A 26,757-nucleotide genomic window follows, 5' to 3' on the forward strand; every position below is an offset into this window, starting at 1 on the left:
CGAAGGAATGCAGAGTTTATCATCCGACAAGCCTAAAGTGTTGGTGCTTTATGCCCATCCAGAGTCACAAACTTCTGTGGCTAATCAAATGATGATCAAGAAGATTGAATCGCTTGATCACGTCCACGTGCACGATCTTTATGCACACTACCCAGATTTTTTTATTGATGTTCCGGCTGAGCAGCAATTGCTTGAAGAACACGATGTGATTGTGTTCCACCATCCTCTTTATATGTACTCTTGCCCCGCTTTGCTTAAAGAGTGGTTCGATCGCGTTCTCGGTAAGGGGTTCGCCTACGGCAAGGGAGAAGCGCTGAAAGGAAAATACTGGCGCAGCGTGATTACCACCGGAGGCAAAGAAGAAGCTTTTGGGCGCTCCGGTTACAACCGCTATCCGCTCGATGAAATTTTGCAGCCGTTTGAGCTTACTGCAGCGTTGTGTCAGATGGAGTGGATTGAGCCACTGGTGCTCTATTGGGCACGCAATGTCAGTGAAATGGAACGCTATCAACATGCGGAGACCTATCGTCAATGGCTGAATAATCCATTGCTAACCTATACTGAACAAGTAGTAGGGGGTGGGAATGGCGCTTGAAAGTGATTTTCTCCAGAGTAGTGTGATCTTTCTGACGGCTGCGGTTATTGCCGTGCCGCTTGCTCAGCGATTGGGTCTTGGCTCAGTGCTGGGCTATTTGCTTGCGGGCGTCGCGATTGGTCCTTGGGGGCTAGGGTTGATCCGCGATGTAGAAGCCATCCTCCATTTTGCTGAGTTTGGTGTCGTTCTGCTGCTGTTTCTGATCGGTTTGGAACTGAACCCGAAAAAGCTCTTACAAATGAAAGGCCCGATATTAGGGCTTGGCGGAGCGCAAGTTGTTGTCACAACTTTGGTATTGTCGTGCGTTGCTTATCTGGCAGGAACGTCTTGGCAAACCAGTCTTGTGATTGGTATGGGCTTAGCGCTTTCTTCTACTGCTATCGCCCTACGAGTCATCGAAGAGCAAGGGTTAGCTGGTGGCGAGACCGGACAGTCTGGTTTTGCGGTTCTGCTATTCCAAGATATTGCGGTCATTCCTATGCTCGCGATTCTTCCGGTCTTAGCCGGGAATACAGCAGGTAACTGGCTCGATGCGTTGTGGATGCTAGGTGGTGTCGGCGGGCTGCTGGTTGGTGGTCACTTCCTACTTAGGCCTCTATTTCGCTATGTGGTGCTCAGTGGTGTCAGAGAGTTGTTCACAGTTGCAGCACTGCTGTTGGTCATTGGCATCGCCTTGTTAATGAAACACCTTGGTCTATCCATGGCACTTGGCACCTTCTTGGCGGGCGTGTTACTCGCAGAGAGCGAATATCGCCATGAACTTGAGATAGCGATTGAACCTTTTAAAGGCTTGCTGCTTGGACTGTTCTTCATTGCTGTTGGCATGGCGGTCAATCTTGGCTTACTTGCTTTAGAGCCTTTCACAATATTAGCCGCTGTTATCGGGTTAGTTATCGTTAAGGGGCTGATTCTTTACCTTCTAGCACGACTCGCGGGCAGCAGTGCTAAAGCTCGCAGCAAGATGGCAGCAATACTTAGCCAAGGTGGTGAGTTTGCTTTCGTTATCTTTACTGCCGCAAGCAGCGAAGGCCTAATCAACCAAGAGCAAACCGCATTTTTGTTGGTGGTAGTGAGCTTGTCTATGGTCACGACGCCGCTGCTGCTGATGGCACAAAACAAATGGTATGCCCGTGGCTTAAATGCAGAATCAGTTGAGGCTCTGCGCAGTGATGTCATTAATAAGCAGCCAAGAGTCATCATCGCAGGCTTCGGTCGTTTTGGTCAGATCATTGGCCGTTTGATGTATGCCAACAAGATTAAAGTGACCGTCCTAGAAAGTGATGCGAGTCAGATCCAGTTGCTGCGTAAATATGGCTATAAAGTCTTTTATGGTGATGCAACTCAGCTCGATTTACTTCGTGCGGCGGGGGCAGATAAAGCAGAGGCCATGGTGATCTGTACTGATTCGCCAGACGAGATCATGCAAATAGTTGAGTTGTGCCAAACCCATTTCCCTGATTTGAAATTGTTGGCACGTGCTCGAAGTCGCGTCGAAGCTTATCAACTTTTGAGTCATGGGGTAGACAACTACTCACGAGAAACCTTCTTAGGTGCCTTAGATCTTGGTCGTCAAACCTTGATCAATTTAGGCATGCATCCGTATCAAGCAAAGCGAGCGGAAGCGCATTTTAGAAAGCTCGATAATGCTATGCTCAAAGAATTGCTGCCTCAGCACAATGATGATAAACAATTGGCCCAAAGAGCCAAAGAAGCCCGCAAAGAACTGGAAGAGATATTTGGTCGAGAGCTAGAGAGTGATCAACAAGCCAAAAACTTCTGGGATTAAACTAGTGAAACAAAACAGATGAAAAAAAGATTTATCGCAGGCGCCAGCTGCCCGAAGTGTTCAGCACAAGACACTTTGCGCTGGTGGATAGAGAATAATATTGAGTTAGTAGAATGTGTTGAATGTGGTCACCAAGACCAACGTCAGCCTCAGTCCGTTGAGAAAACAGAGCATGGCGGTCAAGAAATGATCGGCATTTTTAAGCCCGATTGATTGTGTTTCTATAAATCATCCCCATAATACCCCCGTAGAAAGTTTATAGACCTTAGTTTGGGCTAAGGTCCTTTATTCTCCTTGGAGTAAATATGAAAATTGAAAAGAACGTAGTTGTAAGCCTTGCTTACCAAGTGAAATTGGAAGACGGTGTTGTTGTTGATCAGTCTACGGCTGATGCGCCACTAGATTACCTACACGGCAACAACAACCTAATCACTGGTCTTGAAACAGCACTAGAAGGTAAGGAAGCAGGCGCTAAGTTCTCTGTAACCGTTTCTCCAGAAGAAGCATACGGTGAGCACAACGACGCACTTGTACAACGTGTTCCTGCAAATGTATTCCAAGGTGTTGAGCAAATCGAAGTAGGTATGCGTTTTCTAGCGGATACTGACCAAGGTCCAATCCCTGTAGAAGTGACAGAAGTTGATGGCGACGAAGTGGTTGTTGATGGTAACCACATGCTTGCGGGTCAAACTCTGACTTTCGACGTTGAAGTTGTAGCGGTACGTGAAGCGACAGCAGAAGAAGTTGAGCACGGTCATGTTCACCAAGCTGGTGGCTGTGGTCACGACCACGATCACGAAGGTGGTTGCTGTGGTGGCGAAGGCCATGATCACGGTGAAGAGAAGAAAGATGGCTGCTGCGGTGGCGGTAGCTGCGGTTCTCACTAATCCGTTAGCTTAGAACTAGATTGTAAAAGGCGTTTCCCGCTGTACGGGAAACGCCTTTTTTGTTATTAACTTATCAGTCAACTCGTTGTTAGGAGAGCCGTCGATGACTCAACCATTCTCAATCGCCATTCATGGCGGAGCCGGAACTATATTACGTGATCAAATGAGCGAAGAGTTAAAGGCTTCCATTCTAGCTGACCTTGAAGCATCGGTTCGCGCTGGGCATAGCATTCTAGCTCAGTCGGGTGATGCGCTTGATGCGGTCGTTGCCGCGGTTAAAGTGCTCGAAGACTCACCTAACTTTAATGCAGGCAAGGGCTCGGTCTTAACCCATAAAGAGATGGTTGAAATGGACGCGTCTGTCATGCACGGCAAAGATAAAAATGCCGGTGCTGTGGCAGGTGTGCGCCATATCAAAAATCCTATTGAGCTCGCACGCGATGTGATGAACAAGAGCAATCATGTGTTACTGATTGGTGAAGGGGCCGAGGAGTTTGCATTCGAGCATGGTTACGAGTTCACCGAGCAGGACTATTTTTTCACTGACCGCCGCTATGAGCAGCTGCTGTCGATGAAAGAGAAAGGCTTGTTTGCTTTGTCTGAGTCTAAATATCCTGATGATAAGAAATACGGCACAGTAGGGGCGGTAGCACTGGATCAGCAAGGCAACCTTGCGGCAGCAACCAGCACTGGGGGTGTGACTAACAAGAAATATGGCAGGGTAGGTGACTCTTCGCTCATCGGCGCTGGGACATTTGCTGAAAATGGCAATGTTGCTGTTTCCACCACAGGAATGGGTGAGTTCTTCATTCGTCAAACTGTCGCGGGCGATGTTGCCGCCAGAATGCGTTACCTGAAAGAAGATCTAGCCACTGCATGTGAGACGATTATTCAAGGTGAGCTCAAAGAGATGGGCGGAGAAGGCGGCCTGATTGCTGTTGATGCCCAAGGACAGCTCCATTTTGCGATGAACAGCAGTGGCATGTACCGAGCAGGCATTGACGCAAATGGCGGTTTTAGTGTGAAAATCTACGCAGACGAGTAGCTAGTAAGCGACTTGAGTCCAGCAAGAGTGCGATTAAGTCGCTGATATAATTCGACGTTAGATGAGTCACCCCTTTATTTAAGCGGTATTACGCTTAGATGATTAAAAAATGACTGCAAGAAATGTGATTCAGTGCTAGAATCCATTTTTAACTAGCAACAGATACTGGAAAGATGGGAAATAACGTAGTCGTTCTGGGCACCCAATGGGGTGACGAAGGTAAAGGTAAAATTGTTGACCTTTTAACTGAAGATGCAAAGTATGTGGTTCGCTACCAAGGCGGTCACAACGCAGGTCACACTCTTGTAATTGACGGTGAAAAAACCGTTCTTCACTTAATTCCATCAGGCATCCTACGCGATAACGTAAAATGTGTTATCGGTAACGGCGTTGTACTATCGCCTGAAGCACTTCTTAAAGAAATGAAGCCTCTTGAAGCGCGTGGTATCCCGGTTCGTGAGCGTCTTTTCGTTTCTGAAGCTTGTCCTCTAATTCTTCCTTACCACATCGCTATCGACAACGCGCGTGAAATCGCTCGTGGTGCGAAAGCGATTGGTACAACGGGTCGTGGTATCGGTCCAGCTTACGAAGATAAAGTTGCTCGTCGCGGTCTTCGCGTTGGTGACCTTTTCGATAAAGAAATGTTCGCTGAGAAACTAAAAGAAGTAATGGAATTCCATAACTTCCAACTAGAGCACTTCTACAAAGCTGAAACAGTAAGCTACGATGAAGTTCTTGAGCAGTGTATGGGTTACGCTGACCTACTAACCTCTATGGTTATGGACGTAACTGACGAACTAGACGCAGCACGTAAGCGCGGCGACAAGGTAATGTTCGAAGGTGCTCAAGGTACTCTACTAGACATCGACCACGGTACATACCCATACGTAACTTCATCTAACACGACTGCTGGTGGTGTTGCTGCAGGTTCTGGTTTCGGTCCTCGCCACATCGGTTACATCCTTGGTATTACTAAGGCTTACTGTACTCGCGTTGGTTCAGGTCCATTCCCAACTGAGCTTTACGATGGTCTAGACAAGCAAGACCCAGTAGGTAAGCACCTGGGTGATGTTGGCCACGAGTTTGGCGCAACAACAGGTCGTCTACGTCGTACAGGTTGGTTCGATGCAGTGGCAATGCGCCGTGCAATCCAAATCAACTCTCTAACTGGTATGTGTCTGACTAAACTAGACGTTCTTGATGGTCTTAAAGAGATCAAGATCTGTACTGGTTACAAGATGAAAGATGGCTCTATCCTAGAAGTTTCTCCAATGGCTGCAGAGTCATTCGAAGAAGCGACGCCAATCTACGAAACTATGCCAGGTTGGTCTGAGACAACATTTGGTGCTAAGTCTCTAGACGCGCTTCCACAAGCAGCTCTAGATTACATTAAGCGTATCGAAGAGCTAACGGGTGTACCTGTAGACATCATTTCTACTGGTCCAGACCGTAACGAAACAATCATTAAGGTTCACCCTTACCAGGCTTAATCTCTGATTGTTCAGCAATTTTAAAAACCGGCGTCTATCGCCGGTTTTTTTATAACCAATTTTTCTTGCGATTCTCTTAACTTACGGCAACAATTTGCCATAGAACGGCAATTTTGATTAAAGAGTTAGCATTGATTGCCGATACTAGTATCAAGCTTGCCGTGTTTGCGGCAAATCTGATGTTGACGAAAAACATCAATGGTCGAAGTTAAGAGTGCAGAAAATGAAGCTAAGAAGATTAGCTGCTTCGATGGTGTTGGCGTTAAGTGCCTCATGGGTACAGGCAAATGAGTTGCCTGATATCGGTGAGCCGATACCTATATATACCGAAGCCGAACTAATTAAACTCATCAACAACAACCAACATTTAGAGCGTGTAAAAGCCGATAACTGTCAGCTTGTTGAAGATATTGTGGCTCGTGCGACTCGAATCAGCTTGCCTGCGTATGAATTTTTATACGGAGATATGTTGGCGTGGGGCGTATGTGTCAATCAGGATGTAGAGCTAGGTCTCTACTATATGGAAAATGCTGCCCACCAAGGTTTGCCGGCTGCTCTAGAGCAGATTGGTCGTTATTACTCACGTGGTACCTTAGTTCAGCAAGATAAAGAGCGCGCGATTCCTTACTTGCGTGAAGCGGCGGCTATGGGCAATCTCAATGCGCGTATTCACTTAGCAGAGCTGCTGCTACGTGATTATGGTAGTCCGCTTGACTATGAAGATGCCTATCGCTGGCTATATAACTCGGTCACGGCTGATCAGCGGGTACACAAACGCATTAGTGTGCTAAGGCAAGGCTTAGAGAGGCGTATGCCTCAGAACATTATTGCCAGAGCGAAAAAGCGCGATACCTTCTGGTAACAGCTCAAAAGTTTAACAGCACCTGACTTACTGCACTCGGTCGGTTGCGAAAATACAAAAATGCCCAGCACTTGCTGGGCATTGTTATTAATAGCCTGTGGTTATTGGACCACTTCACCAGATTCAATCACTGTCTCACGAACCACTTTAGTGAACTCAATTGCTTCTTTGCGAATTGCTTCTTCATCGACAGTGAGCATTTCACGATCTTGCATCAGTACGTTTCCATCAACAATAGAGTGACGCACATTGCCTGAGTTTGCTGAGTAAACCAAAGCCGAGTACGGATTATAGACTGGCACCATATTGGGTGCTTTAGTGTCGATTACAATGATATCTGCCAGTTTACCGGCTTCAAGGGAGCCGATTTTGTCTTCCATATGCAGTGCTTTGGCCGCACCCATGGTCGCCATATCAATTACTTTGATTGGCGGCATTGCCGCGCGATCTTTGTTAACCAGTTTATGCACTTTAGCCACTTGGTTGAATTCATCAATAGTACTTAAAGTGTTACCTGACATCGGCCCATCAGTGCCTAAGCCAATACGAACTTCTTCATCGTACATCTTAAGAGCAGGGGAAACGCCTTTTGCAGATTTAATGTTGGCGCTCATGTTGTGTGCGACGCCCATATCTGCTTCTTTCACCAGTTTAATGTCTTCGTCATCAACTAAGATCATGTGCGCGCCAACCAGGTTTTTGTTCAGTGCGCCAATGCTATGCATGTATTGAACAGGCGATAGGCCATCAGAGCGCTCTGCGATTTTCTCTTCTTCACGATGTGATTCCGCTAAGTGAATCATCACAGGTACATCGTGTTCAAGCGACAGCTTAGCCACTTTTTGCAGTGTTTCTGTAGTGTTCGTATATGGGGCGTGTGGCGCGAAAGCTGGTGTGATTCTCGGGTGGTCTTTGTACTCTTTGATAAAGTTAAGGGCGTACTGAATGCCTTCATCTGCGTTGACAGCGTCAGCAACCGGGAACTTAATCACTGTTTCGCCCAATATGGCTCGCATGCCGATCTGATCGACGGTCTTTGCCACTTCATCTTCAAAATAGTACATGTCCGCGTAGGTGGTTACGCCACCTTTAACCATTTCAACGTTACCAAGGTTAGCGCCGATACGGACCATATCTCGCGAAACAAGCTTAGCTTCTAGTGGGAAAATATAGCGGTGAAGTCGGTCAGGGACATCATCAGCTAGAGAACGAAATACCGTCATAGAGACGTGAGTATGGGTATTGATAAGGCCAGGCATAACAATATCGCCATCCACATCCAGTACTTTCTTCGCTTGGTATTGTTTCTCTAGGGACTGGTCACCAACTGCAATGATTTGATTACCCTTTACCACTACCGTCCCTTTTTCATACACGGTCTTATCTTGGTTCATAGTAAGAACCATGGCATCTGTGATCATTAAGTCTGCTTTCTCAGCAGCGGACGCCTGAAGCGAGAACAGACCAAGGCTAGCGATAGCCGAAGCGATTAAGGTACGTTTGATACTCATAGCAACACCTGTAGTAAAAGGAATAGTAAATTTTTCCTGAATCATACCCCCTTCTTTACTAGGTGCAATCGTTTGCCCAGTCAGTTGCAATGAAGTGTGATCTTTATCGTACGATGTTATGAGTTGTGAAGAGTCGAGATAAGTTATGAAAAATAGGTGGAAAAACTGCGAAATTAAAGCGACTTACCTGTAGCTTACCCCGCTAGTCAGATATACTAGTTTTAATTCCCCCTCCTTTGTTAATTAGGCGCGCCTATGTCAGACAATATCCATAATGACCCATTTGCAGCTCGTGAATCGGAAAATTATGAAAACCCGATCCCAAGCCGTGAGTTTATTCTTGAATTCCTCAGCCAAGCTGGCGTTCCGATGAACCGTAATGATCTCTTTGAAGCTTTAAAGTTGAAAGGAGAAGATCATTACGAAGGCTTGCGTCGTCGACTGCGCGCCATGGAGCGTGACGGGCAACTGGTCTTCACTCGCCGCCAATGCTACGCCTTACCAGAGAAACTGGAAATGGTGAAAGGCTATGTGATTGGGCATAAAGATGGTCATGGCTGGGTACGTCCTGAAGGAAGCGTCGGCAAAGATAACGACATCGTACTGCCTCATCACCAAATGAAAAACATCATCCACGGTGACTATGTCTTAGTTCAACCGACTGAGAACTCAAAGCGAGGCCGAAAGGAAGGGCGCCTAGTTCGTGTACTTGAAGAGCGCGTGACGCAAATCGTTGGCCGCTTCTTTATGGAATATGGTTACTCATATGTGGTGCCCGATGACTCGCGTATTAGCCAAGACATCCTGATCCCGAATGACTTACGTGCAGGGGCGCGTATGGGGAACGTTGTGGTGATTGAAATTACCGATCGTGGCTCTCGTTCTCGCGGCATGATGGGTAAAGTGGTTGAAGTCTTAGGTGAAAACATGGCACCAGGGATGGAGACGCAAATTGCGATCCGTACTCACCAAATTCCTCATGAGTGGCCTGAAGCAGTCGATAAGCAAATTGAAGGACTTGGTGAAGAAGTTCCAGAAGAGGCAAAGGTCGGTAGAGTAGACCTACGTGAACTGCCACTCGTGACTATCGATGGTGAAGATGCTCGCGACTTTGACGATGCTGTTTTCTGTGAGAAAAAGAAAAGCGGTGGTTGGAGACTTTGGGTCGCTATTGCTGATGTCAGCTATTATGTTCGTCCAGACAGTGCACTGGATAAAGAAGCGATTAACCGCGGTAACTCGGTTTACTTCCCATCGCAAGTGGTTCCAATGCTTCCGGAAGTATTATCTAACGGCTTATGTTCTCTTAATCCGCAAGTTGATCGCCTATGTATGGTGTGTGAGATGACCATCTCCGAGACGGGTAAGTTATCTGGCTATAAGCACTACGAAGCGGTGATGAATTCTCATGCTCGCCTGACCTATAACAAGGTACACCATATCCTTGAAGGGGATGAAGAGCTGCGCCAAAGATACGAACCGCTAGTTCCTCACTTAGAAGAGCTGCATAAGATGTACAAAGTGCTTAAGCATGCTCGTGACAATCGTGGTGCGATTGAATTTGAAACGGTGGAAACCAAGTTCATCTTCAATGCGGAGCGTAAGATTGACAGTATTGAACCTGTGATTCGCAACGATGCGCATAAGATTATTGAAGAGTGTATGATCTTAGCCAATATCGCTTCTGCTTCTTTGGTCGAAAAAGCAAAAGAACCAGCACTGTACCGAATTCACGAATCTCCGGGTGAACTGCGTCTGCAAGGTTTCCGTGACTTCTTGGGGGAGCTAGGTCTGCACCTAAATGGTGGTTTAGAGCCATCACCAACCGATTACGCGGACTTAGTTAAACAAATTGGCGAGCGTCAAGACAAAGAGCTGATTCAAACCATGCTGTTGCGTTCGATGAAGCAAGCGGTCTATAACGCAGATAACTGCGGCCACTTTGGCTTGGCACTAAAACGCTACGCGCACTTTACCTCGCCTATTCGTCGCTACCCAGACTTGCTATTGCACCGCGCGATTAAATACCTAATTGCCAAAGAAAATGGCACATTGAAAGATCGCTGGACACCAACCGGTGGTTGCCACAATTCATTTGATGACATGGACTTCTACGGTGAGCAATGTTCGATGACTGAGCGTCGCGCCGATGACGCGACTCGCGAAGTTTCTGATTGGCTCAAATGTGAATACATGCAAGACCATGTGGGTGAGGAACTCGAAGGCGTTATCGCCAATGTGACTGGTTTTGGTTTCTTCGTTCGTCTTAGCGATCTGCATATTGATGGTTTGGTGCATATTTCAGCACTGGCGAATGACTACTATCAATTTGACCCGATTGGTCAGAGACTTATCGGTGAAAGCTTTGGTGCTATCTATCGCTTAGGTGATGCTGTGAAAGTCAAAGTGCTTTCCGTTAATCTCGATGATCGTCAAATTGACTTTGAATTAGTTGAAACAAGTCGTAAGCTACGCGGCGAAGGGAAAACGGCCAAGAAGCGCGCGGCAGAGGCGAAAAGAAAAGCCAAAGAGAAAAAGCGCGCCGCAACCAAAGGTGGCAAAGCAGGCCGTAAAGCCAGCCCTGATGTTGAACCAACCAAACGTCCGGAGCCATCAGAGTCGAGAGCTGGCAAGAAGCCGAAAGTGACCAAGGCGCGTAAGAAAAAGCCGGGCGCAAAACCTAAGAAAGCCAAGCGTACTAAGAAAGCTGCGCAGTAAGAATTTAACCCAACAGGTTTTTAAATGAGTAACGAATTTATCTATGGTATTCACGCAGTCAAAGCAGTTCTAGAGCGTGAACCTGAGCGTTTTATAGAAGCGTTTGTACTAAAAGGTCGTCAAGATGACCGTCTAATGCCGATTCTGAATGAGCTACAAGTGTGTGGTGTTTCAATTCAGCAGATGACTCGTAAAACGTTAGATGACAAAGCACGCGGTGCTAACCATCAAGGTATTATGGCGCGTGTTAAGCCTGCTAAACAGCTTAATGAAAATGACTTAGATGACATTCTTGCTAAGCATGAGTCACCACTACTGTTAGTTCTTGATGGTGTCACAGACCCGCACAACCTAGGTGCCTGTCTACGTAACGCTGATGCAGCGGGTGTTGCGGCGGTTATTGTGCCGAAAGACAAATCAGCAAACATTACTGCGACAGTCAGTAAAGTGGCTTGTGGCGCAGCAGAGACTGTACCTTTGGTCCGCGTGACTAACCTAGCTCGCACAATGCGCGCGTTGCAAGAGCAGGGTGTGTGGTTTGTTGGTACAGCAGGTGAAGCGACACACGACATATACCAAGCAAAGCTAACAGGTTCGCTAGCTATCGTCATGGGCGCAGAAGGTGACGGTATGCGCCGCCTGACTCGCGAAACTTGTGATGACTTAATCAAGATCCCAATGGCAGGCAGTGTCTCAAGCCTAAACGTCTCTGTTGCATCAGGCGTATGCCTATTTGAAGCGGTGCGACAGCGCTTAGCTTAAAAGCGAGGGAAGAGTCGAGAACGGACTTCGTCCTGTAGAACGCTGCGCTCCGAGATGCGAGAGAGATTGTAGAGTTTTTAGAAAAATACGGCCGTTTATTTTTTTGATGCAATAACCCCCGTCTACAAAAGCGAAAAGGGTTGATGTTCTGTCGTCAGCCCTAAACATTACTTTCTCGATTCTCGCCATCTCCGTTTATTTTTCAAACAGCGCTTGCAAGTAAAACTGTGATCTGTATAATGCGTCGCACTGGTTAAGCCAGTTGTGAACCAATGAGCGAAGAGGAGCTGATTTATCTCTTTGATATTTCAGGTAATGTAGACTCAGCTTATGTTCGCGGTTAATACAATTAGCTACTTATTCTTCGGAATAACTATCCCCAGACGTGATTCTGGTATGTAGGGGTAGTTAATCGAAAATTAACTGACAATACTTCCTAATCTTGGAAGTTACGGTTTCACATAAATCAATCGGCATTCTCTCGTCTTTACGAGTTTGAGTGGCGATATTGTTTGTGTAATTTTTAATATTGGAGCTCTGTCTCATGCAGAACCAACGTATCCGTATCCGCCTAAAAGCTTTCGATTACAAACTAATCGATGCTTCTACAGCGGAAATCGTTGAAACAGCTAAGCGCACTGGCGCACAGGTTCGTGGTCCAATCCCACTACCTACTCGTAAAGAGCGTTTCACAGTTCTTATCTCTCCACACGTTAACAAGAAAGCACGTGACCAGTACGAAATCCGTACTCACAAGCGTCTAATCGACATCGTTGAGCCAACAGACAAAACTGTTGATGCTCTAATGCGTCTAGACCTTGCTGCGGGCGTTGACGTTCAAATTAGCCTAGGTTAAGGGAGATTAGAAGAATGATTGGTCTAATCGGTCGTAAAGTGGGCATGACCCGCGTATTTACTGAAGAAGGCGTTTCTATCCCAGTAACTGTTGTTGAGGTTGAAGCTAACCGTGTTTCTCAAGTTAAAACTCTTGAGACAGATGGCTACGCTGCAATCCAGGTTACTACTGGTGCTAAGAAAGCTAACCGCGTAACTAAGCCAGAAGCAGGTCACTTTGCTAAAGCAGGTGTTGAAGCTGGTCGTGGTCTTTGGGAATTCCGTTTGGAAAACGGTGAAGAGTTTGCAGTTGGCGCTGAGCTAACAGTTGAACTATTCAACGAAACAAAGAAAGTAGACGTTACTGGTACATCTAAGGGTAAAGGTTTCCAAGGCGCTGTTAAGCGTTGGAACTTCCGTACTCAAGATATGACTCACGGTAACTCATTGTCTCACCGTGCTCCTGGTTCTATTGGCCAATGTCAAACTCCAGGTCGCGTATTTAAAGGCAAGAAAATGGCAGGTCACATGGGTGCTGAGCGTGTAACGACTCAAAACCTAGAGATCGTACGTGTTGACGCTGAGCGCAATCTGCTTCTTATTAAAGGTGCAGTCCCAGGCGCAACTGGCGGTAACGTGATCGTTAAACCAGCTGTTAAAGCATAACGTCTCAGGAGTAAGTAATGGAACTAATGGTTAAAGGTGCTGATGCACTAACTGTTTCCGAAACTACTTTCGGACGTGAGTTTAACGAAGCTCTTGTACACCAAGTAGTTGTTGCGTACGCAGCAGGTGCTCGTCAAGGTACTCGTGCTCAGAAAACACGTTCAGAAGTTTCTGGCGGTGGCGCTAAGCCATGGCGTCAAAAAGGTACTGGCCGTGCACGTGCTGGTACAATCCGTAGCCCAATCTGGCGTACAGGTGGTGTTACTTTTGCTGCGAAACCACAAGATCACAGCCAAAAAGTAAACAAGAAAATGTACCGTGGTGCTATGAAGAGCATTCTTTCTGAGCTTGTTCGTCAAGAGCGTCTAATCGTTGTTGATAACTTCTCAGTAGAAGCACCAAAGACTAAAGAACTAGTTGCTAAGCTTAAAGAGCTTGAGCTAACTGACGCTTTAATCGTGACTAGCGAAGTAGATGAGAACCTATTCTTAGCTGCTCGTAACCTATACAAAGTTGACGCTCGTGACGTTGCTGGTATTGACCCAGTTTCTCTAATCGCGTTCGACAAAGTTGTAATTACTGCTGACGCAGTTAAACAAGTAGAGGAGATGCTAGCATGATCACTGAAGAGCGTATCCTAAAAGTTCTACGTGCACCGCACATCTCTGAAAAAGCAACTATGGCTGCTGAGAAAGCGAACACTATCGTTTTCAAAGTATCTATCGATGCTACTAAAAAAGAGATCAAAGCAGCTGTAGAAAAGCTATTTGAAGTTGAAGTTAAGTCTGTAAATACTCTTATCACTAAGGGTAAGACCAAACGTCAAGGTCTACGCCAAGGTCGCCGCAGCGACGTTAAGAAAGCGTACGTTACTTTGAAAGAAGGTCAAGATCTTGACTTCGTTGGCGGCGCGGAATAACAGGAGTAGTTAAGAATGGCTATTGTTAAATGTAAGCCGACTTCCCCTGGTCGTCGTCACGTTGTTAAAGTTGTTAACGCTGACCTACACAAGGGCAAGCCATACGCACCTCTTCTAGAGAAAAACTCTAAGAACGGTGGTCGTAACAACAACGGTCGTATCACAGTACGTCACATCGGCGGTGGTCACAAGCACCACTACCGTGTAATTGACTTCAAACGTACTAAAGACGGTATCCCAGCGAAAGTTGAGCGTCTTGAATATGATCCAAACCGTAGCGCTAACATCGCTCTAGTTCTGTACGCAGACGGTGAGCGTCGTTACATCCTAGCACCTAAAGGTGTTAACGCAGGTGATGCTATCCAGTCTGGTGTTGATGCACCAATCAAAGCTGGTAACACTCTACCAATGCGTAACATCCCAGTAGGTTCAACTGTACACAACGTTGAACTTAAGCCTGGTAAAGGTGGTCAGCTAGCTCGTTCGGCTGGTGCATATGCTCAAATCGTTGCTCGCGACGGTGCATACGTAACTATCCGTCTACGTTCTGGCGAAATGCGCAAAGTACTTTCTGAAGGCCGTGCAACAATCGGTGAAGTTGGTAACTCTGAGCACATGCTACGTGAACTTGGTAAAGCTGGTGCTAACCGCTGGCGCGGTGTTCGTCCTACCGTTCGCGGTGTGGTAATGAACCCAGTAGACCACCCACACGGTGGTGGTGAAGGTCGTACTTCTGGTGGCCGTCACCCAGTTTCACCATGGGGTCAGCCAACTAAAGGCTTCAAGACTCGTAAGAACAAACGCACTGACAAGTACATCGTACGTCGTCGTAACAAGTAATCTATATAAAGAGGAATCGCCATGCCACGTTCTCTCAAGAAAGGTCCATTTATTGACCTACACTTGCTGAAGAAGGTAGAGAAAGCGGTGGAAAGCGGAGACAAAAAGCCTATTAAGACTTGGTCCCGTCGTTCAATGATCATCCCTACGATGATCGGTTTGACCATCGCTGTCCATAATGGTCGTCAGCACGTACCAGTATTCGTAACCGAAGAAATGATCGGTCACAAACTGGGCGAATTCGCACCAACACGTACTTACCGCGGCCATGTCGTGGATAAGAAAGCTAAGAAGCGTTAAGGAGTAGATGATGGAAGCATTAGCTAAACATAACTTTGCTCGCATTTCGCCTCAGAAAGCTCGCTTAGTTGCGGATCAAATTCGTGGAAAATCTGTAGACCAGGCTCTAGAAATTCTAACGTTCAGCAACAAAAAAGCTGCTGATCTAATCAAGAAAGTTCTTGAGTCAGCTATCGCTAACGCGGAGCACAATGAAGGCGCAGATATTGACGATCTAAATGTCGCAAAAATCTTCGTAGATGAAGGCCCTATCATGAAGCGTATTATGCCTCGTGCTAAAGGTCGTGCGGATCGTATCTTGAAGCGTTCAAGCCACATCACTGTTGTTGTAGCAGATCGCTAAGAGACTAGGAGAGTAAGCAATGGGTCAAAAAGTACATCCTAATGGTATTCGTCTAGGCATCGTTAAGCCTTGGAATGCTACATGGTTTGCTAACACCAAAGATTTCGCTGACAACCTAGACGGCGACTTCAAGGTACGTCAGTTCCTTACAAGTGAACTGAAAAAAGCATCTCTTTCACGCATCGTTATCGAGCGTCCAGCTAAGAGCATCCGTGTGACTATTCACACTGCTCGTCCTGGTGTTGTAATCGGTAAGAAAGGTGAAGACGTAGAAAAACTACGCACAGCTGTAGCTAAAATTGCAGGTGTACCAGCGCAAATCAACATCGCTGAAGTACGTAAGCCTGAACTTGATGCACAGCTTGTAGGTGATAGCATCGCGTCTCAGCTAGAGCGTCGTGTTATGTTCCGTCGTGCTATGAAGCGCGCGGTACAAAACGCAATGCGTCTAGGCGCTAAAGGTATCAAAGTAGAAGTAAGCGGTCGTCTAGGCGGCGCTGAAATTGCACGTTCTGAGTGGTATCGTGAAGGCCGTGTGCCTCTACACACTCTACGTGCTGACATTGATTACGCAACTTCTTCGGCTCACACTCAATACGGTGTGATCGGCATTAAAGTTTGGATCTTCAAAGGTGAGATTCTAGGCGGTATGCCAGCAGCTAACGCTGTAGAGCCTAAAGGCGACAAGCCTAAGAAGCAGCGTAAAGGCCGTAAGTAAGGAGTCGACAGATGCTACAACCTAAACGTACTAAGTTCCGTAAGGTTCAGACTGGTCGTAACCGTGGTCTAGCTAAAGGTACTGATGTAAGCTTCGGCGAATTCGGTCTTAAAGCTACTGGCCGTGGTCGTCTAACTGCTCGTCAAATCGAAGCGGCACGTCGTGCAATGACACGTCACGTTAAGCGTCAAGGTAAAATCTGGATCCGTGTGTTCCCAGACAAACCTATCACAGAAAAACCACTTGAAGTTCGTCAAGGTAAGGGTAAAGGTAACGTTGAGTACTGGGTAGCCCAAATCCAACCTGGTAAGGTTATGTACGAAATGGGTGGTGTACCTGAAGAATTGGCTCGTGAAGCGTTCCGCCTAGCGGCTCGTAAACTGCCATTCAAAACTACGTTTGTAACTAAGCAGGTGATGTGATGAAAGCACAAGATCTACGCGAAAAAAGCGTTGAAGAGCTTAACGCTGAGCTTTTGAATTTGCTACGTGAACAGTTCAACTTGCGCATGCAAGCTGCTACTGGTCAACTACAGCAAACTCATACTCTGAAAGCTGTACGTCGTGATATCGCACGTGTGAAAACCGTATTGACTGAGAAGGCAGGCGCATAATGAGCGACAAAATTCGTACTTCATTTGGTCGTGTAGTTAGCAACAAGGGCGATAAGTCTATCACTGTTGCTATCGAGCGCATGGTTAAACACCCAATTTACGGCAAGTTCGTAAAGCGCACGACTAAAGTTCACGCACATGACGAGAACAACGAGTGTGGCCTAGGCGATACTGTTGAAATTCGTGAGTGTCGTCCACTGTCTAAGACTAAGTCTTGGACTTTGGTAAAAGTTGTAGAAAAAGCGAAAGGCTAATCCCTTAGCTAGTTCTATGATATTAAACGGCTCCAAAATTATTTTGGGGCCGTTTATTTTTTGACTACCCAATCACAAAAAAGGGTGGTACAATTCGCGTCCCTTTTAAAGAGGCAGCCCGACCCGTGATGGGTCTAGTTATTAATATTTAGCGGAGCACTAACAATGATCCAAATGCAAAGTACACTTGACGCAGCTGATAACTCTGGCGCGCGCAAGGTAATGTGTATTAAGGTCCTGGGTGGCTCACACCGCCGTTATGCACATATCGGTGACGTTATCAAAGTTACTGTGAAGGAAGCAATTCCTCGCGGTAAAGTTAAAAAAGGTGACGTTCTGAAGGCGGTTGTTGTGCGCACTCGCAAAGGCGTTCGTCGTCCAGACGGTTCTGTCATTCGCTTCGACCGTAATGCTTGTGTGTTGTTGAACGACAATACTGAGCAACCAATCGGTACACGTATCTTTGGCCCTGTGACGCGTGAACTTCGTGGCGATAAGTTCATGAAGATCGTTTCACTGGCTCCAGAAGTTCTGTAAGGAGCACGTAGAAATGGCAGCTAAAATCCGTCGTAATGACGAAGTAATCGTTCTTGCTGGTAAAGACAAAGGCAAGAAAGGTAAAGTAACTAAGGTTCTAGCAACTGGTAAAGTTATCGTTGAAGGTATCAACCTTGTTAAGAAGCACCAAAAGCCGGTTCCGGCTCTAGGTCAACAAGGTGGCATCGTTGAACAAGAAGCAGCTATTGATGCTTCTAACGTTGCAATCTTTAACGCAGCTACTGGTAAAGCTGACCGTATCGGTTTCCGTTTTGAAGATGGTAAGAAAGTTCGTTTCTTTAAATCTAACAACGAAATCGTTTCTAACTAATAGAAGTAATTTGGAGTTCTACTATGGCGAAACTGCATGATTACTACAAGTCGTCTGTAGTCGCTGAACTGACCAAACAGTTTAGCTACACAAGCGTCATGCAAGTCCCTAGAATCGAGAAAATCACCCTAAACATGGGTGTTGGTGAAGCAATCAACGATAAGAAACTGCTAGAAAACGCAGCTGCTGATATGGCAACGATCTCTGGTCAAAAGCCACTTATCACTAAAGCGCGTAAATCTGTTGCAGGTTTCAAAATCCGCGAAGGCTACCCTATCGGTTGTAAAGTAACCTTGCGTGGCGAACGTATGTGGGATTTTCTTGAGCGTTTAATTAACATCGCTCTTCCACGTGTACGTGACTTCCGTGGCGTTAGCGCTAAGTCTTTTGACGGACGCGGTAACTACAGCATGGGCGTTCGCGAGCAAATCATCTTCCCGGAAATCGACTTTGATAAAGTTGATCGAGTACGCGGTCTAGACATCACTATTACGACGTCTGCTGGTACTGATGAGGAAGGCCGTGCTCTGCTGGCTGCCTTTAACTTCCCATTCCGTAAGTAAGGTGAAGGGTTACTGTTATGGCTAAAAATTCAATGAAAGCACGTGAAGCAAAACGTGCGAAGCTAGTAGCTAAGTTCGCTGAAAAGCGTTCTGCGCTTAAAGCTATCATCAGCGATGTAAACGCATCTGAAGAAGATCGTTGGAACGCAGTTCTTAAATTGCAATCTCTTCCACGTGATTCAAGTGCATCACGTCAGCGCAACCGTTGTAACCAAACTGGTCGTCCACACGGTTACCTACGTAAGTTCGGTCTAAGCCGTATCAAAGTTCGTGAAGCTTGCATGAAAGGCGAGATTCCTGGACTTCGTAAGGCTAGCTGGTAATTGCCACTTAATCATTTGGAGTAAATCATATGAGCATGCAAGATCCGATTTCGGATATGCTGACCCGCGTTCGTAACGGTCAGGCAGCAAACAAAGTTGCTGTTAAAATGCCTTCTTCAAAGCTTAAAGTTGCAATTGCTGCACTACTAAAAGCTGAAGGTTACATCACTGATTTCGCTGTAGAAGGCGAAGCAAAACCTGAGCTAGAAGTAACTCTTAAGTACTTCCAAGCTAAACCAGTAATCGAGCAACTTAAACGTGTTTCTCGTCCAGGTCTACGTGTTTACAAGAAGAAAGATCAACTTCCTTCTGTAATGGGTGGTCTTGGTGTTGCTATCGTTTCAACTTCCAAGGGTCTTATGTCAGACCGCGCTGCACGTAAAGCAGGTCTTGGTGGTGAAATCATCTGCTACGTAGCTTAATAGGAGTAGACTATGTCTCGTGTTGCTAAAGCACCTGTCGCTATTCCAGCTGGCGTAGAGGTGAAACTAAACGGCCAAGAAATCACTGTAAAAGGTGCTAAAGGCGAACTATCTCGCGTTCTTAACGCTGCGGTAGTTGTTGCTCAGGAAGAAAACAATCTTACTTTCGGTCCACGCGAAGGTGTTGCTAACGCATGGGCACAAGCAGGTACTGCTCGCGCTCTAGTTAACAACATGGTTGTTGGCGTTACTGAAGGCTTTACTAAGAAGCTAACCCTTAAGGGTGTTGGTTACCGTGCTGCTATCAAAGGCAACGCTGTAGGCCTAACTCTTGGCTTCTCTCACCCAGTTGAGCATGAATTGCCAGCGGGTATTAAAGCTGAGTGTCCAAGCCAAACTGAAATCGTGATCACTGGTTGTGACAAACAACTTGTTGGTCAGGTTGCGGCTGACATTCGTTCTTACCGTGAGCCTGAGCCTTATAAAGGTAAAGGTGTTCGTTACGCAGATGAAAATGTGCGTACTAAAGAAGCTAAGAAGAAGTAAGGTAACACTATGGATAAGAAAGCATCTCGCATCCGTCGTGCTACACGCGCACGTCGTAAGATTGCAGAACTGGGTGCAACTCGCCTAGTAGTACACCGTACTCCTCGTCACGTGTACGCTCAGGTTATCGCATCAAACGGCTCTGAGGTTATCGCAGCAGCTTCTACTGTAGAAAAAGCGATCCGTGAGCAAGTTAAGAACACTGGTAACATCGATGCAGCTAAAGCAGTAGGTAAAGCTGTTGCTGAGCGCGCTCTTGAAAAAGGCGTTGAGTCAGTTGCATTTGATCGTTCTGGTTTCCAATACCACGGTCGAGTGGCGGCGCTAGCAGAATCTGCTCGCGAAGCTGGTCTGAAATTCTAAGGTAGGGTTGGAAGATGGCTAAAGAACAACAAGTTCAAGCGAATGATTTGCAAGAAAAGCTAATCGCAGTTAACCGTGTATCTAAGACGGTTAAAGGTGGTCGAATCATGAGCTTTACTGCACTAACAGTAGTTGGTGACGGTAACGGTCGTGTAGGTTTCGGTTACGGCAAAGCCCGTGAAGTACCTGCAGCGATCCAAAAAGCAATGGAAAAAGCGCGTCGTAACATGACTACGATCGCTCTAAACGAAGGCACTCTTCACCACCCGGTGAAAGGTCGTCATTCGGGCTCTAAAGTTTACATGCAGCCTGCTGCTGAAGGTACTGGTGTTATCGCAGGTGGTGCGATGCGTGCAGTACTAGAAGTTGCTGGTGTACACAACGTACTATCTAAAGCATACGGTTCTACGAACCCTATCAACATCGTTCGTGCAACGATCGATGCACTAGGTAGCATGAAGTCGCCAGAAATGGTTGCTGCTAAACGTGGTCTAACTGTTGAATCTATTTCGGAGTAAGAACACCATGGCAACTATTAAAGTAACTCAAACTAAAAGCTCAATTGGTCGTCTACCTAAGCACAAAGCGTGTCTTAAAGGTCTAGGCCTTCGTAAAATCAACCACACAGTAGAACTTGAAGATACTCCGTGCGTACGCGGTATGATCAACAAGGTTTACTACATGGTTAAAGTTGAGGAGTAATCAGAATGCGTTTGAATACTCTATCACCAGCTGCTGGTGCTAAGACTGCTGCAAAGCGCGTTGGTCGTGGTATCGGTTCTGGCCTAGGTAAGACTGGTGGCCGTGGCCACAAAGGTCAAAAGTCACGTTCTGGCGGTTCAGTTCGTCCAGGTTTTGAAGGCGGTCAGATGCCTCTAAAACAACGTCTACCAAAATTCGGTTTCACTTCTCGCAAGAGCCTAGTGTCTGCTGAAGTTCGTCTAGCTGAGCTAGCGAAAGTAACTGGTGACGTAGTAGATCTAAACAGCCTTAAAGCTGCTAACGTTATCACTAAGAACATCGAATTTGTAAAAGTTGTTCTATCTGGTGAGCTTAACAAAGCAGTGACTGTAAAAGGTCTACGTGTGACTAAAGGCGCTAAAGCTGCAATCGAAGCTGCAGGCGGTAAAATCGAGGAATAATCTCGAGGAACGAGGTACAGATGGCTAAGAAACCAGGACAAGATTTTCGTAGTGCTCAGAGCGGCTTAAGTGAACTAAAGTCGCGCTTGTTATTCGTAGTGGGTGCACTTTTAGTATTCCGAGCCGGCTCTTTTGTGCCGATTCCTGGTATTGACGCTGCTGTACTTGCCGAATTGTTCGAACAGCAAAAAGGTACCATCGTAGAAATGTTTAACATGTTCTCCGGTGGTGCTCTTGAGCGTGCATCTATATTAGCGTTGGGCATCATGCCGTATATTTCGGCATCTATTGTTGTCCAACTGCTAACTGTAGTTCATCCAGCGTTAGCTGAACTCAAAAAAGAGGGTGAAGCAGGCCGTCGTAAGATCAGCCAATATACACGCTACGGCACGCTTGTACTTGCAACATTCCAGGCTATTGGTATTGCAACAGGCTTACCAAACATGGTCGATAATCTGGTTGTTATCAACCAAACCATGTTTACGCTAATTGCTACCGTAAGTTTAGTAACCGGCACCATGTTCCTAATGTGGTTAGGTGAACAAATTACAGAGCGTGGAATTGGTAACGGTATTTCGTTACTAATCTTTGCAGGTATTGTTGCTGGATTGCCTTCTGCAATCGGTCAAACAATCGAGCAAGCGCGTCAAGGTGAATTGCATGTACTTCTTCTGCTGTTGATTGGTGTACTCGCTTTTGCAGTTATTTACTTCGTTGTTTTCATGGAGCGTGGTCAGCGTCGAATCGTTGTTAACTACGCGAAGCGTCAACAAGGTCGTAAAGTATTTGCTGCGCAAAGCACTCACTTGCCACTTAAAATTAATATGGCAGGTGTTATTCCAGCAATCTTCGCATCGAGCATTATCCTGTTCCCAGGAACATTGGCTCAGTGGTTTGGTCAGAACGGTGAGAGCAGCGCGTTCGGTTGGTTAACTGACGTGTCTTTGGCTCTTAGCCCAGGTCAACCGCTGTATGTAATGCTATATGCAGCAGCGATTATTTTCTTCTGTTTCTTCTACACGGCGTTGGTTTTCAACCCGCGTGAAACAGCAGATAACTTGAAGAAGTCCGGTGCATTCGTACCCGGCATCCGCCCAGGTGAGCAGACAGCTAAGTATATTGATAAAGTAATGACGCGTTTAACCTTAGCAGGTGCGTTATACATTACCTTTATCTGTCTGATTCCGGAGTTCATGATGGTCGCGTGGAACGTACGTTTCTACTTCGGCGGTACATCTCTACTAATCGTAGTGGTTGTTATCATGGACTTTATGGCACAGGTACAGACTCATCTGATGTCTCAACAGTATGATTCTGTGTTGAAGAAAGCGAATCTGAAAGGCTATGGCCGTTAATTCGGCGGTAGACTCAGATTTCATTTACGGAGTTTAGCAATGAAAGTTCGTGCTTCCGTTAAAAAAATCTGCCGTAACTGTAAAGTTATCAAGCGTAACGGTGTCGTTCGCGTGATTTGCAGTGAGCCAAAGCACAAGCAGCGCCAAGGCTAATTAGCAGAAATTTTTACTTGTAATATAAGGTAGTGTCGAGTATATTCCTCGGCCTACCTTTTGCGTGCAAAAGAAGTAGTATTCCGCAGCGTATCCATAACGGGCTTTGTTGCGGCTAATTCTTTTATGAAACACTAGGAGTGAATAATGGCCCGTATAGCAGGCATTAACATTCCTGATCAAAAACATGCTGTGATTGCACTAACGTCAATCTACGGCATCGGTAAGACTCGCTCTCAAGCTATCCTAGCTGAAGTGGGTATTGCTGAAGATGTTAAGATCAGTGAACTATCTGAAGAGCAGATCGATCAACTGCGTGATGGTGTAGCTAAATACACTGTAGAGGGTGATCTACGTCGTGAAGTATCAATGAACATCAAGCGTCTTATGGACCTTGGCTGTTACCGTGGTCTTCGTCATCGTCGCAGTCTACCACTACGTGGACAGCGTACTAAAACCAATGCTCGCACCCGTAAGGGTCCGCGTAAGCCGATCAAGAAATAATCGGGAAGGTAGAGTACAATGGCTAAACAACCAACTCGCGCGCGTAAACGCGTTCGCAAACAAGTTGCAGACGGTGTTGCGCACATCCATGCTTCTTTCAACAACACAATCGTAACCATCACTGACCGTCAAGGTAATGCTCTTGCATGGGCTACTGCAGGTGGTTCAGGTTTCCGTGGTTCTCGTAAGTCTACTCCGTTCGCTGCACAGGTTGCTGCTGAGCGTTGTGCTGAAATGGCTAAAGAATACGGTCTAAAGAACTTGGAAGTTATGGTTAAGGGTCCGGGTCCAGGTCGTGAATCTACTGTTCGCGCACTGAACGCTGCTGGTTTCCGCATCACAAACATCGTTGATGCTACACCAATCCCTCATAACGGTTGTCGTCCACCTAAGAAACGTCGCGTATAACGTTTTTTAGATTACTGGAGAAAGATCATGGCAAGATATTTGGGTCCTAAGCTGAAGCTTAGCCGTCGCGAAGGTACTGACTTATTCCTTAAGTCTGGTGTACGCGCGATCGATACCAAGTGTAAAATTGATAACGCACCAGGTGTACACGGCGCTCGTCGCGGTCGTCTATCTGAGTATGGCGTTCAGCTTCGTGAGAAGCAAAAAGTTCGTCGTATGTACGGCGTTCTAGAAAAACAATTCCGTAACTACTACAAAGAAGCTGCTCGCCTTAAAGGCAACACTGGTGAAAACCTACTTCAGCTTCTTGAAGGTCGTCTTGATAACGTAGTTTACCGCATGGGCTTTGGCGCAACTCGCGCAGAAGCACGTCAGCTAGTTAGCCACAAAGCTATTCTAGTTAACGGTAAAGTTGTAAACATTCCTTCTTTCAAAGTTGCGGCTAACGACGTTGTTTCTATCCGCGAGAAAGCTAAACAGCAATCTCGTATCAAGGCTGCTCTAGAAGTTGCTGAACAACGTGAAAAACCAACTTGGATTGAAGTAGATGGTGGTAAGATGGAAGGTACGTTCAAGCGTTTGCCTGAGCGTTCAGATCTATCTGCTGACATCAACGAACAATTGATCGTCGAGCTTTACTCTAAGTAAGGTTTAAACTAAAGAGAGGACACAATGCAGGGTTCTGTAACAGAATTTCTTAAGCCACGTCTTGTTGACATCGAACAGGTTAGCACGACTCACGCAAAAGTAACTCTTGAGCCATTAGAGCGTGGTTTTGGCCATACTCTTGGTAATGCACTTCGCCGTATTCTTCTATCTTCTATGCCAGGTTGTGCTGTAACAGAAGTAGAAATCGAAGGCGTACTTCATGAGTACAGCACTAAAGAAGGCGTTCAAGAAGATATTCTTGAAATCCTACTTAACCTTAAAGGTCTAGCTGTACGTGTTGCCGAAGGCAAAGATGAAGTGTTCATTACTTTGAACAAATCAGGCTCGGGCCCTGTGGTTGCAGGTGACATCACCCATGATGGTGATGTAGAGATCGCTAACCCTGAACACGTTATTTGTCACCTAACAGATGACAACGCTGAGATCGCAATGCGTATCAAAGTTGAACGTGGTCGTGGTTATGTTCCAGCTTCGGCTCGTATCCATACTGAAGAAGATGAGCGTCCAATTGGTCGCCTACTGGTTGACGCTACGTACAGCCCAGTAGACAAGATTGCTTATTCTGTTGAAGCAGCTCGTGTAGAGCAGCGTACAGACTTAGACAAGCTTGTTATCGATATGGAAACGAACGGTACTCTAGACCCTGAGGAAGCAATCCGTCGTGCAGCTACTATCCTAGCTGAGCAATTGGATGCGTTCGTAGATCTTCGTGATGTACGTGTACCTGAGGAGAAGGAAGAGAAGCCAGAATTCGATCCGATCCTACTGCGTCCTGTAGACGATCTTGAACTAACAGTTCGCTCTGCTAACTGTCTGAAAGCAGAAGCGATTCACTACATCGGTGATCTTGTACAGCGTACTGAGGTTGAGCTACTTAAAACGCCTAACCTGGGTAAAAAATCTCTTACAGAGATCAAAGACGTACTTGCATCACGTGGTCTTTCTCTTGGCATGCGCCTAGAAAACTGGCCACCAGCGTCTATCGCTGAAGATTAATCGATAAAGTTAGAAGGATTAGGTCATGCGCCATCGTAAGAGTGGTCGTCAACTCAACCGCAACAGCTCACATCGTAAAGCGATGTTTAGCAACATGGCTAGCTCTCTAGTACGTCATGAAGTTATCAAGACTACACTGCCAAAAGCAAAAGAGCTACGTCGCGTAGTTGAGCCTTTGATTACACTAGCTAAGACTGACAGCGTTGCTAACCGTCGTCTAGCATTTGCACGTACTCGTGACAACGAAGTAGTTGCAAAACTATTTAACGAACTAGGTCCACGTTTTGCTGCTCGTCAGGGCGGTTACACTCGTATCCTAAAAGCTGGTTTCCGTACTGGTGATAAAGCTCCAATGGCTTACATTGAGCTTGTAGATCGCCCAGCTGCTGAAGAAGCTGCTGAGTAATCAGGTTCGTAAGAACGAAAAAGCCGAGCATTAGCTCGGCTTTTTTGCGTCTGGAGGTAGGGAAAGAACGGGCTACGCCCTGCGAGAATTTAGAACGCTTCGCTTCGAGAACGGACTTCGTCCTTCGAGAGCTGCTTGTGATATAAAAGCTGAAATTTGTTGGCAGTTATGGTTCTTGTTGTAGCTAATCGTCTGAATTAAAAAAGGATTGACACTAAGTGCCAACCCTCAAAATTTTCTCGCTTCTCGCTTCTCGCTTCTCGCTTCTCGCTTCTCGCTTCTCGCTTCTCGCTTCTCGCTTTACTGCCAGATTGTACCTAAGCTACCCAACAGACCGCTGCTTGCACCTTGGCTTTGTAATGCACTTAGGATGATAGGAGTGAAGGTTGAGATCAGAGACGGGTCCATTCCTAATGCAGAAAAAGCGCTCTTAACGGATTCGTTGTTCGCAATCATGGTGCTTAAACCGCTTGATTGCAGCGAGTCAAACCCTGGAATAAGGCTCGCCATCTCACTGGTTTCGCTGCTACTTAACGAGTTTTGCGCTAAGGCTAACATCGAACCGAGTCCGCCTATCGCTTGTTCAGAAGAAATATTGGCATTGCTTTGCAGGGCTGAAACTAAATCTGTATCTGCTGCACCTTGCGAAGACCAAGCCTGAACCGCTCCCATTAAAGCTGCATTGGCGATTGTGCCATAATTGCTTTCTGTCGCACTTGCTTGACCATCACTCGAAGTACTTTGGCATCCTATTAAAGCAAGACTTGCTAAAGTCGCTAGCGCTAAATTCTTGTACATTGTCTCTCCTTGTTTCAATAGTACCTATACGCGTTGTTTTGATTAGTATCATACATAAAAAACGGCGACACAATGGTCGCCGTTCGTTATACATGCTT

The 26,757-nt window shown here is 46.3% G+C and carries 39 protein-coding genes; 37 read left to right on the forward strand and 2 right to left on the reverse strand.

Annotated elements, in window-relative coordinates:
• The first annotated feature begins 7 nt into the window (after positions 1–7).
• The 7 genes from kefG (at position 8) to motX (ending at position 6,665) form a co-directional block, all read left to right on the forward strand.
• Positions 8–595, forward strand: coding sequence for a glutathione-regulated potassium-efflux system ancillary protein KefG (kefG, locus tag AC6R00_RS12835; RefSeq protein WP_004745857.1), 588 nt, complete (start codon positions 8–10; stop codon positions 593–595).
• Complete coding sequence (kefB, locus tag AC6R00_RS12840; RefSeq protein ID WP_500640656.1) at positions 585–2,381, forward strand: glutathione-regulated potassium-efflux system protein KefB; 1,797 nt, start codon at positions 585–587, stop codon at positions 2,379–2,381. Before kefG ends, kefB begins: the two co-directional genes overlap by 11 nt.
• Positions 2,382–2,399: 18 nt before the next feature.
• Entirely contained in the window at positions 2,400–2,594 is a 195-nt protein-coding gene (locus tag AC6R00_RS12845; protein ID WP_004745859.1) for a YheV family putative zinc ribbon protein, read from the forward strand.
• Between the two features lie 92 nt (positions 2,595–2,686).
• On the forward strand, positions 2,687–3,268 hold the full coding sequence (gene slyD / locus AC6R00_RS12850) for a peptidylprolyl isomerase (protein WP_004745860.1): 582 nt from the start codon (positions 2,687–2,689) through the stop codon (positions 3,266–3,268).
• Between the two features lie 103 nt (positions 3,269–3,371).
• On the forward strand, positions 3,372–4,313 hold the full coding sequence (locus AC6R00_RS12855; RefSeq protein WP_500640657.1) for an isoaspartyl peptidase/L-asparaginase family protein: 942 nt from the start codon (positions 3,372–3,374) through the stop codon (positions 4,311–4,313).
• Between the two features lie 173 nt (positions 4,314–4,486).
• Positions 4,487–5,803 carry an adenylosuccinate synthase gene (locus AC6R00_RS12860; protein ID WP_004745865.1) on the forward strand — a complete coding sequence of 439 codons (1,317 nt, stop codon included), beginning with the start codon at positions 4,487–4,489 and terminating at the stop codon, positions 5,801–5,803.
• Between the two features lie 223 nt (positions 5,804–6,026).
• Entirely contained in the window at positions 6,027–6,665 is a 639-nt protein-coding gene (motX, locus tag AC6R00_RS12865) for a flagellar protein MotX (protein ID WP_367938256.1), read from the forward strand.
• Positions 6,666–6,766: 101 nt separating this feature from the next.
• Here motX and AC6R00_RS12870 read toward each other — a convergent pair whose 3' ends face one another.
• Positions 6,767–8,176 (reverse strand): amidohydrolase, encoded by a 1,410-nt coding sequence (locus AC6R00_RS12870; protein ID WP_500640678.1) that lies wholly within the window; start codon positions 8,174–8,176, stop codon positions 6,767–6,769.
• Positions 8,177–8,431: 255 nt separating this feature from the next.
• On the opposite strand from AC6R00_RS12870, the gene rnr reads away from it, so the two are divergent.
• The 30 genes from rnr to rplQ all read left to right on the forward strand — a co-directional run bounded on the left by rnr (position 8,432) and on the right by rplQ (position 25,861).
• On the forward strand, positions 8,432–10,894 hold the full coding sequence (gene rnr, locus AC6R00_RS12875; protein WP_500640658.1) for a ribonuclease R: 2,463 nt from the start codon (positions 8,432–8,434) through the stop codon (positions 10,892–10,894).
• Between the two features lie 24 nt (positions 10,895–10,918).
• Complete coding sequence (gene rlmB / locus AC6R00_RS12880; protein WP_004745872.1) at positions 10,919–11,656, forward strand: 23S rRNA (guanosine(2251)-2'-O)-methyltransferase RlmB; 738 nt, start codon at positions 10,919–10,921, stop codon at positions 11,654–11,656.
• A gap of 544 nt (positions 11,657–12,200) precedes the next feature.
• Positions 12,201–12,512, forward strand: a complete 312-nt coding sequence (gene rpsJ / locus AC6R00_RS12885; protein WP_004410492.1) for a 30S ribosomal protein S10 — start codon at positions 12,201–12,203, stop codon at positions 12,510–12,512.
• A gap of 14 nt (positions 12,513–12,526) precedes the next feature.
• Positions 12,527–13,156, forward strand: a complete 630-nt coding sequence (gene rplC / locus AC6R00_RS12890; RefSeq protein ID WP_004745874.1) for a 50S ribosomal protein L3 — start codon at positions 12,527–12,529, stop codon at positions 13,154–13,156.
• A gap of 17 nt (positions 13,157–13,173) precedes the next feature.
• Positions 13,174–13,776: a 50S ribosomal protein L4 gene (gene rplD / locus AC6R00_RS12895; protein WP_004745875.1), complete on the forward strand. Its 603-nt coding sequence runs from the start codon at positions 13,174–13,176 to the stop codon at positions 13,774–13,776.
• The gene (gene rplW, locus AC6R00_RS12900; RefSeq protein WP_053410099.1) at positions 13,773–14,075 is read left to right on the forward strand and encodes a 50S ribosomal protein L23; all 303 of its coding nucleotides are present in this window, start codon (positions 13,773–13,775) and stop codon (positions 14,073–14,075) included. The genes rplD and rplW overlap by 4 nt, the downstream gene beginning before the upstream one ends.
• Positions 14,076–14,090: 15 nt before the next feature.
• Complete coding sequence (rplB, locus tag AC6R00_RS12905; protein ID WP_004410474.1) at positions 14,091–14,915, forward strand: 50S ribosomal protein L2; 825 nt, start codon at positions 14,091–14,093, stop codon at positions 14,913–14,915.
• Between the two features lie 21 nt (positions 14,916–14,936).
• Positions 14,937–15,215: a 30S ribosomal protein S19 gene (gene rpsS, locus AC6R00_RS12910; protein ID WP_004745876.1), complete on the forward strand. Its 279-nt coding sequence runs from the start codon at positions 14,937–14,939 to the stop codon at positions 15,213–15,215.
• A gap of 10 nt (positions 15,216–15,225) precedes the next feature.
• Entirely contained in the window at positions 15,226–15,558 is a 333-nt protein-coding gene (rplV, locus tag AC6R00_RS12915; protein WP_004745877.1) for a 50S ribosomal protein L22, read from the forward strand.
• 19 nt (positions 15,559–15,577) lie between these two features.
• Positions 15,578–16,276, forward strand: coding sequence for a 30S ribosomal protein S3 (rpsC, locus tag AC6R00_RS12920; protein WP_004745879.1), 699 nt, complete (start codon positions 15,578–15,580; stop codon positions 16,274–16,276).
• Between the two features lie 11 nt (positions 16,277–16,287).
• Positions 16,288–16,698, forward strand: coding sequence for a 50S ribosomal protein L16 (gene rplP / locus AC6R00_RS12925; protein WP_004410459.1), 411 nt, complete (start codon positions 16,288–16,290; stop codon positions 16,696–16,698).
• Entirely contained in the window at positions 16,698–16,889 is a 192-nt protein-coding gene (gene rpmC / locus AC6R00_RS12930; RefSeq protein WP_004410456.1) for a 50S ribosomal protein L29, read from the forward strand. The genes rplP and rpmC overlap by 1 nt, the downstream gene beginning before the upstream one ends.
• Complete coding sequence (gene rpsQ / locus AC6R00_RS12935; protein WP_004745881.1) at positions 16,889–17,143, forward strand: 30S ribosomal protein S17; 255 nt, start codon at positions 16,889–16,891, stop codon at positions 17,141–17,143. The genes rpmC and rpsQ overlap by 1 nt, the downstream gene beginning before the upstream one ends.
• Positions 17,144–17,308: 165 nt before the next feature.
• Positions 17,309–17,680 carry a 50S ribosomal protein L14 gene (rplN, locus tag AC6R00_RS12940; RefSeq protein WP_004745883.1) on the forward strand — a complete coding sequence of 124 codons (372 nt, stop codon included), beginning with the start codon at positions 17,309–17,311 and terminating at the stop codon, positions 17,678–17,680.
• Between the two features lie 13 nt (positions 17,681–17,693).
• A complete protein-coding gene (gene rplX, locus AC6R00_RS12945; protein WP_004745885.1) occupies positions 17,694–18,011 on the forward strand; it encodes a 50S ribosomal protein L24 in 318 nt (105 codons plus the stop codon).
• Between the two features lie 23 nt (positions 18,012–18,034).
• Positions 18,035–18,574, forward strand: a complete 540-nt coding sequence (gene rplE, locus AC6R00_RS12950) for a 50S ribosomal protein L5 (RefSeq protein ID WP_004745887.1) — start codon at positions 18,035–18,037, stop codon at positions 18,572–18,574.
• Between the two features lie 17 nt (positions 18,575–18,591).
• Positions 18,592–18,897 (forward strand): 30S ribosomal protein S14, encoded by a 306-nt coding sequence (rpsN, locus tag AC6R00_RS12955; protein WP_004745888.1) that lies wholly within the window; start codon positions 18,592–18,594, stop codon positions 18,895–18,897.
• Between the two features lie 29 nt (positions 18,898–18,926).
• On the forward strand, positions 18,927–19,319 hold the full coding sequence (gene rpsH, locus AC6R00_RS12960) for a 30S ribosomal protein S8 (protein WP_004745890.1): 393 nt from the start codon (positions 18,927–18,929) through the stop codon (positions 19,317–19,319).
• A gap of 12 nt (positions 19,320–19,331) precedes the next feature.
• Positions 19,332–19,865, forward strand: coding sequence for a 50S ribosomal protein L6 (gene rplF / locus AC6R00_RS12965; protein ID WP_004745892.1), 534 nt, complete (start codon positions 19,332–19,334; stop codon positions 19,863–19,865).
• Between the two features lie 9 nt (positions 19,866–19,874).
• Entirely contained in the window at positions 19,875–20,228 is a 354-nt protein-coding gene (gene rplR / locus AC6R00_RS12970) for a 50S ribosomal protein L18 (protein ID WP_004745893.1), read from the forward strand.
• 14 nt (positions 20,229–20,242) lie between these two features.
• Positions 20,243–20,746 (forward strand): 30S ribosomal protein S5, encoded by a 504-nt coding sequence (rpsE, locus tag AC6R00_RS12975; protein WP_004745894.1) that lies wholly within the window; start codon positions 20,243–20,245, stop codon positions 20,744–20,746.
• Between the two features lie 7 nt (positions 20,747–20,753).
• On the forward strand, positions 20,754–20,930 hold the full coding sequence (rpmD, locus tag AC6R00_RS12980) for a 50S ribosomal protein L30 (RefSeq protein ID WP_004410429.1): 177 nt from the start codon (positions 20,754–20,756) through the stop codon (positions 20,928–20,930).
• Positions 20,931–20,935: 5 nt separating this feature from the next.
• Positions 20,936–21,370 (forward strand): 50S ribosomal protein L15, encoded by a 435-nt coding sequence (gene rplO, locus AC6R00_RS12985; RefSeq protein WP_004745896.1) that lies wholly within the window; start codon positions 20,936–20,938, stop codon positions 21,368–21,370.
• Between the two features lie 20 nt (positions 21,371–21,390).
• Positions 21,391–22,725 (forward strand): preprotein translocase subunit SecY, encoded by a 1,335-nt coding sequence (secY, locus tag AC6R00_RS12990; protein WP_171323656.1) that lies wholly within the window; start codon positions 21,391–21,393, stop codon positions 22,723–22,725.
• Between the two features lie 39 nt (positions 22,726–22,764).
• Complete coding sequence (gene rpmJ, locus AC6R00_RS12995; protein ID WP_000868186.1) at positions 22,765–22,878, forward strand: 50S ribosomal protein L36; 114 nt, start codon at positions 22,765–22,767, stop codon at positions 22,876–22,878.
• Positions 22,879–23,025: 147 nt separating this feature from the next.
• The gene (rpsM, locus tag AC6R00_RS13000; RefSeq protein WP_004410414.1) at positions 23,026–23,382 is read left to right on the forward strand and encodes a 30S ribosomal protein S13; all 357 of its coding nucleotides are present in this window, start codon (positions 23,026–23,028) and stop codon (positions 23,380–23,382) included.
• A gap of 18 nt (positions 23,383–23,400) precedes the next feature.
• Entirely contained in the window at positions 23,401–23,790 is a 390-nt protein-coding gene (gene rpsK / locus AC6R00_RS13005; protein ID WP_001118870.1) for a 30S ribosomal protein S11, read from the forward strand.
• Positions 23,791–23,817: 27 nt separating this feature from the next.
• Positions 23,818–24,438 carry a 30S ribosomal protein S4 gene (rpsD, locus tag AC6R00_RS13010; RefSeq protein ID WP_006878395.1) on the forward strand — a complete coding sequence of 207 codons (621 nt, stop codon included), beginning with the start codon at positions 23,818–23,820 and terminating at the stop codon, positions 24,436–24,438.
• Between the two features lie 24 nt (positions 24,439–24,462).
• Positions 24,463–25,455 carry a DNA-directed RNA polymerase subunit alpha gene (locus AC6R00_RS13015; RefSeq protein WP_004410407.1) on the forward strand — a complete coding sequence of 331 codons (993 nt, stop codon included), beginning with the start codon at positions 24,463–24,465 and terminating at the stop codon, positions 25,453–25,455.
• 25 nt (positions 25,456–25,480) lie between these two features.
• On the forward strand, positions 25,481–25,861 hold the full coding sequence (gene rplQ / locus AC6R00_RS13020; protein WP_004410405.1) for a 50S ribosomal protein L17: 381 nt from the start codon (positions 25,481–25,483) through the stop codon (positions 25,859–25,861).
• Between the two features lie 300 nt (positions 25,862–26,161).
• On the opposite strand, the gene AC6R00_RS13025 is transcribed toward rplQ, so the two are convergent.
• The gene (locus AC6R00_RS13025) at positions 26,162–26,659 is read right to left on the reverse strand and encodes a DUF2780 domain-containing protein (protein WP_500640659.1); all 498 of its coding nucleotides are present in this window, start codon (positions 26,657–26,659) and stop codon (positions 26,162–26,164) included.
• Positions 26,660–26,757 lie beyond the last annotated feature (98 nt).

The organism is Vibrio sp. R10-SF1-ISO8 (assembly GCF_059833805.1).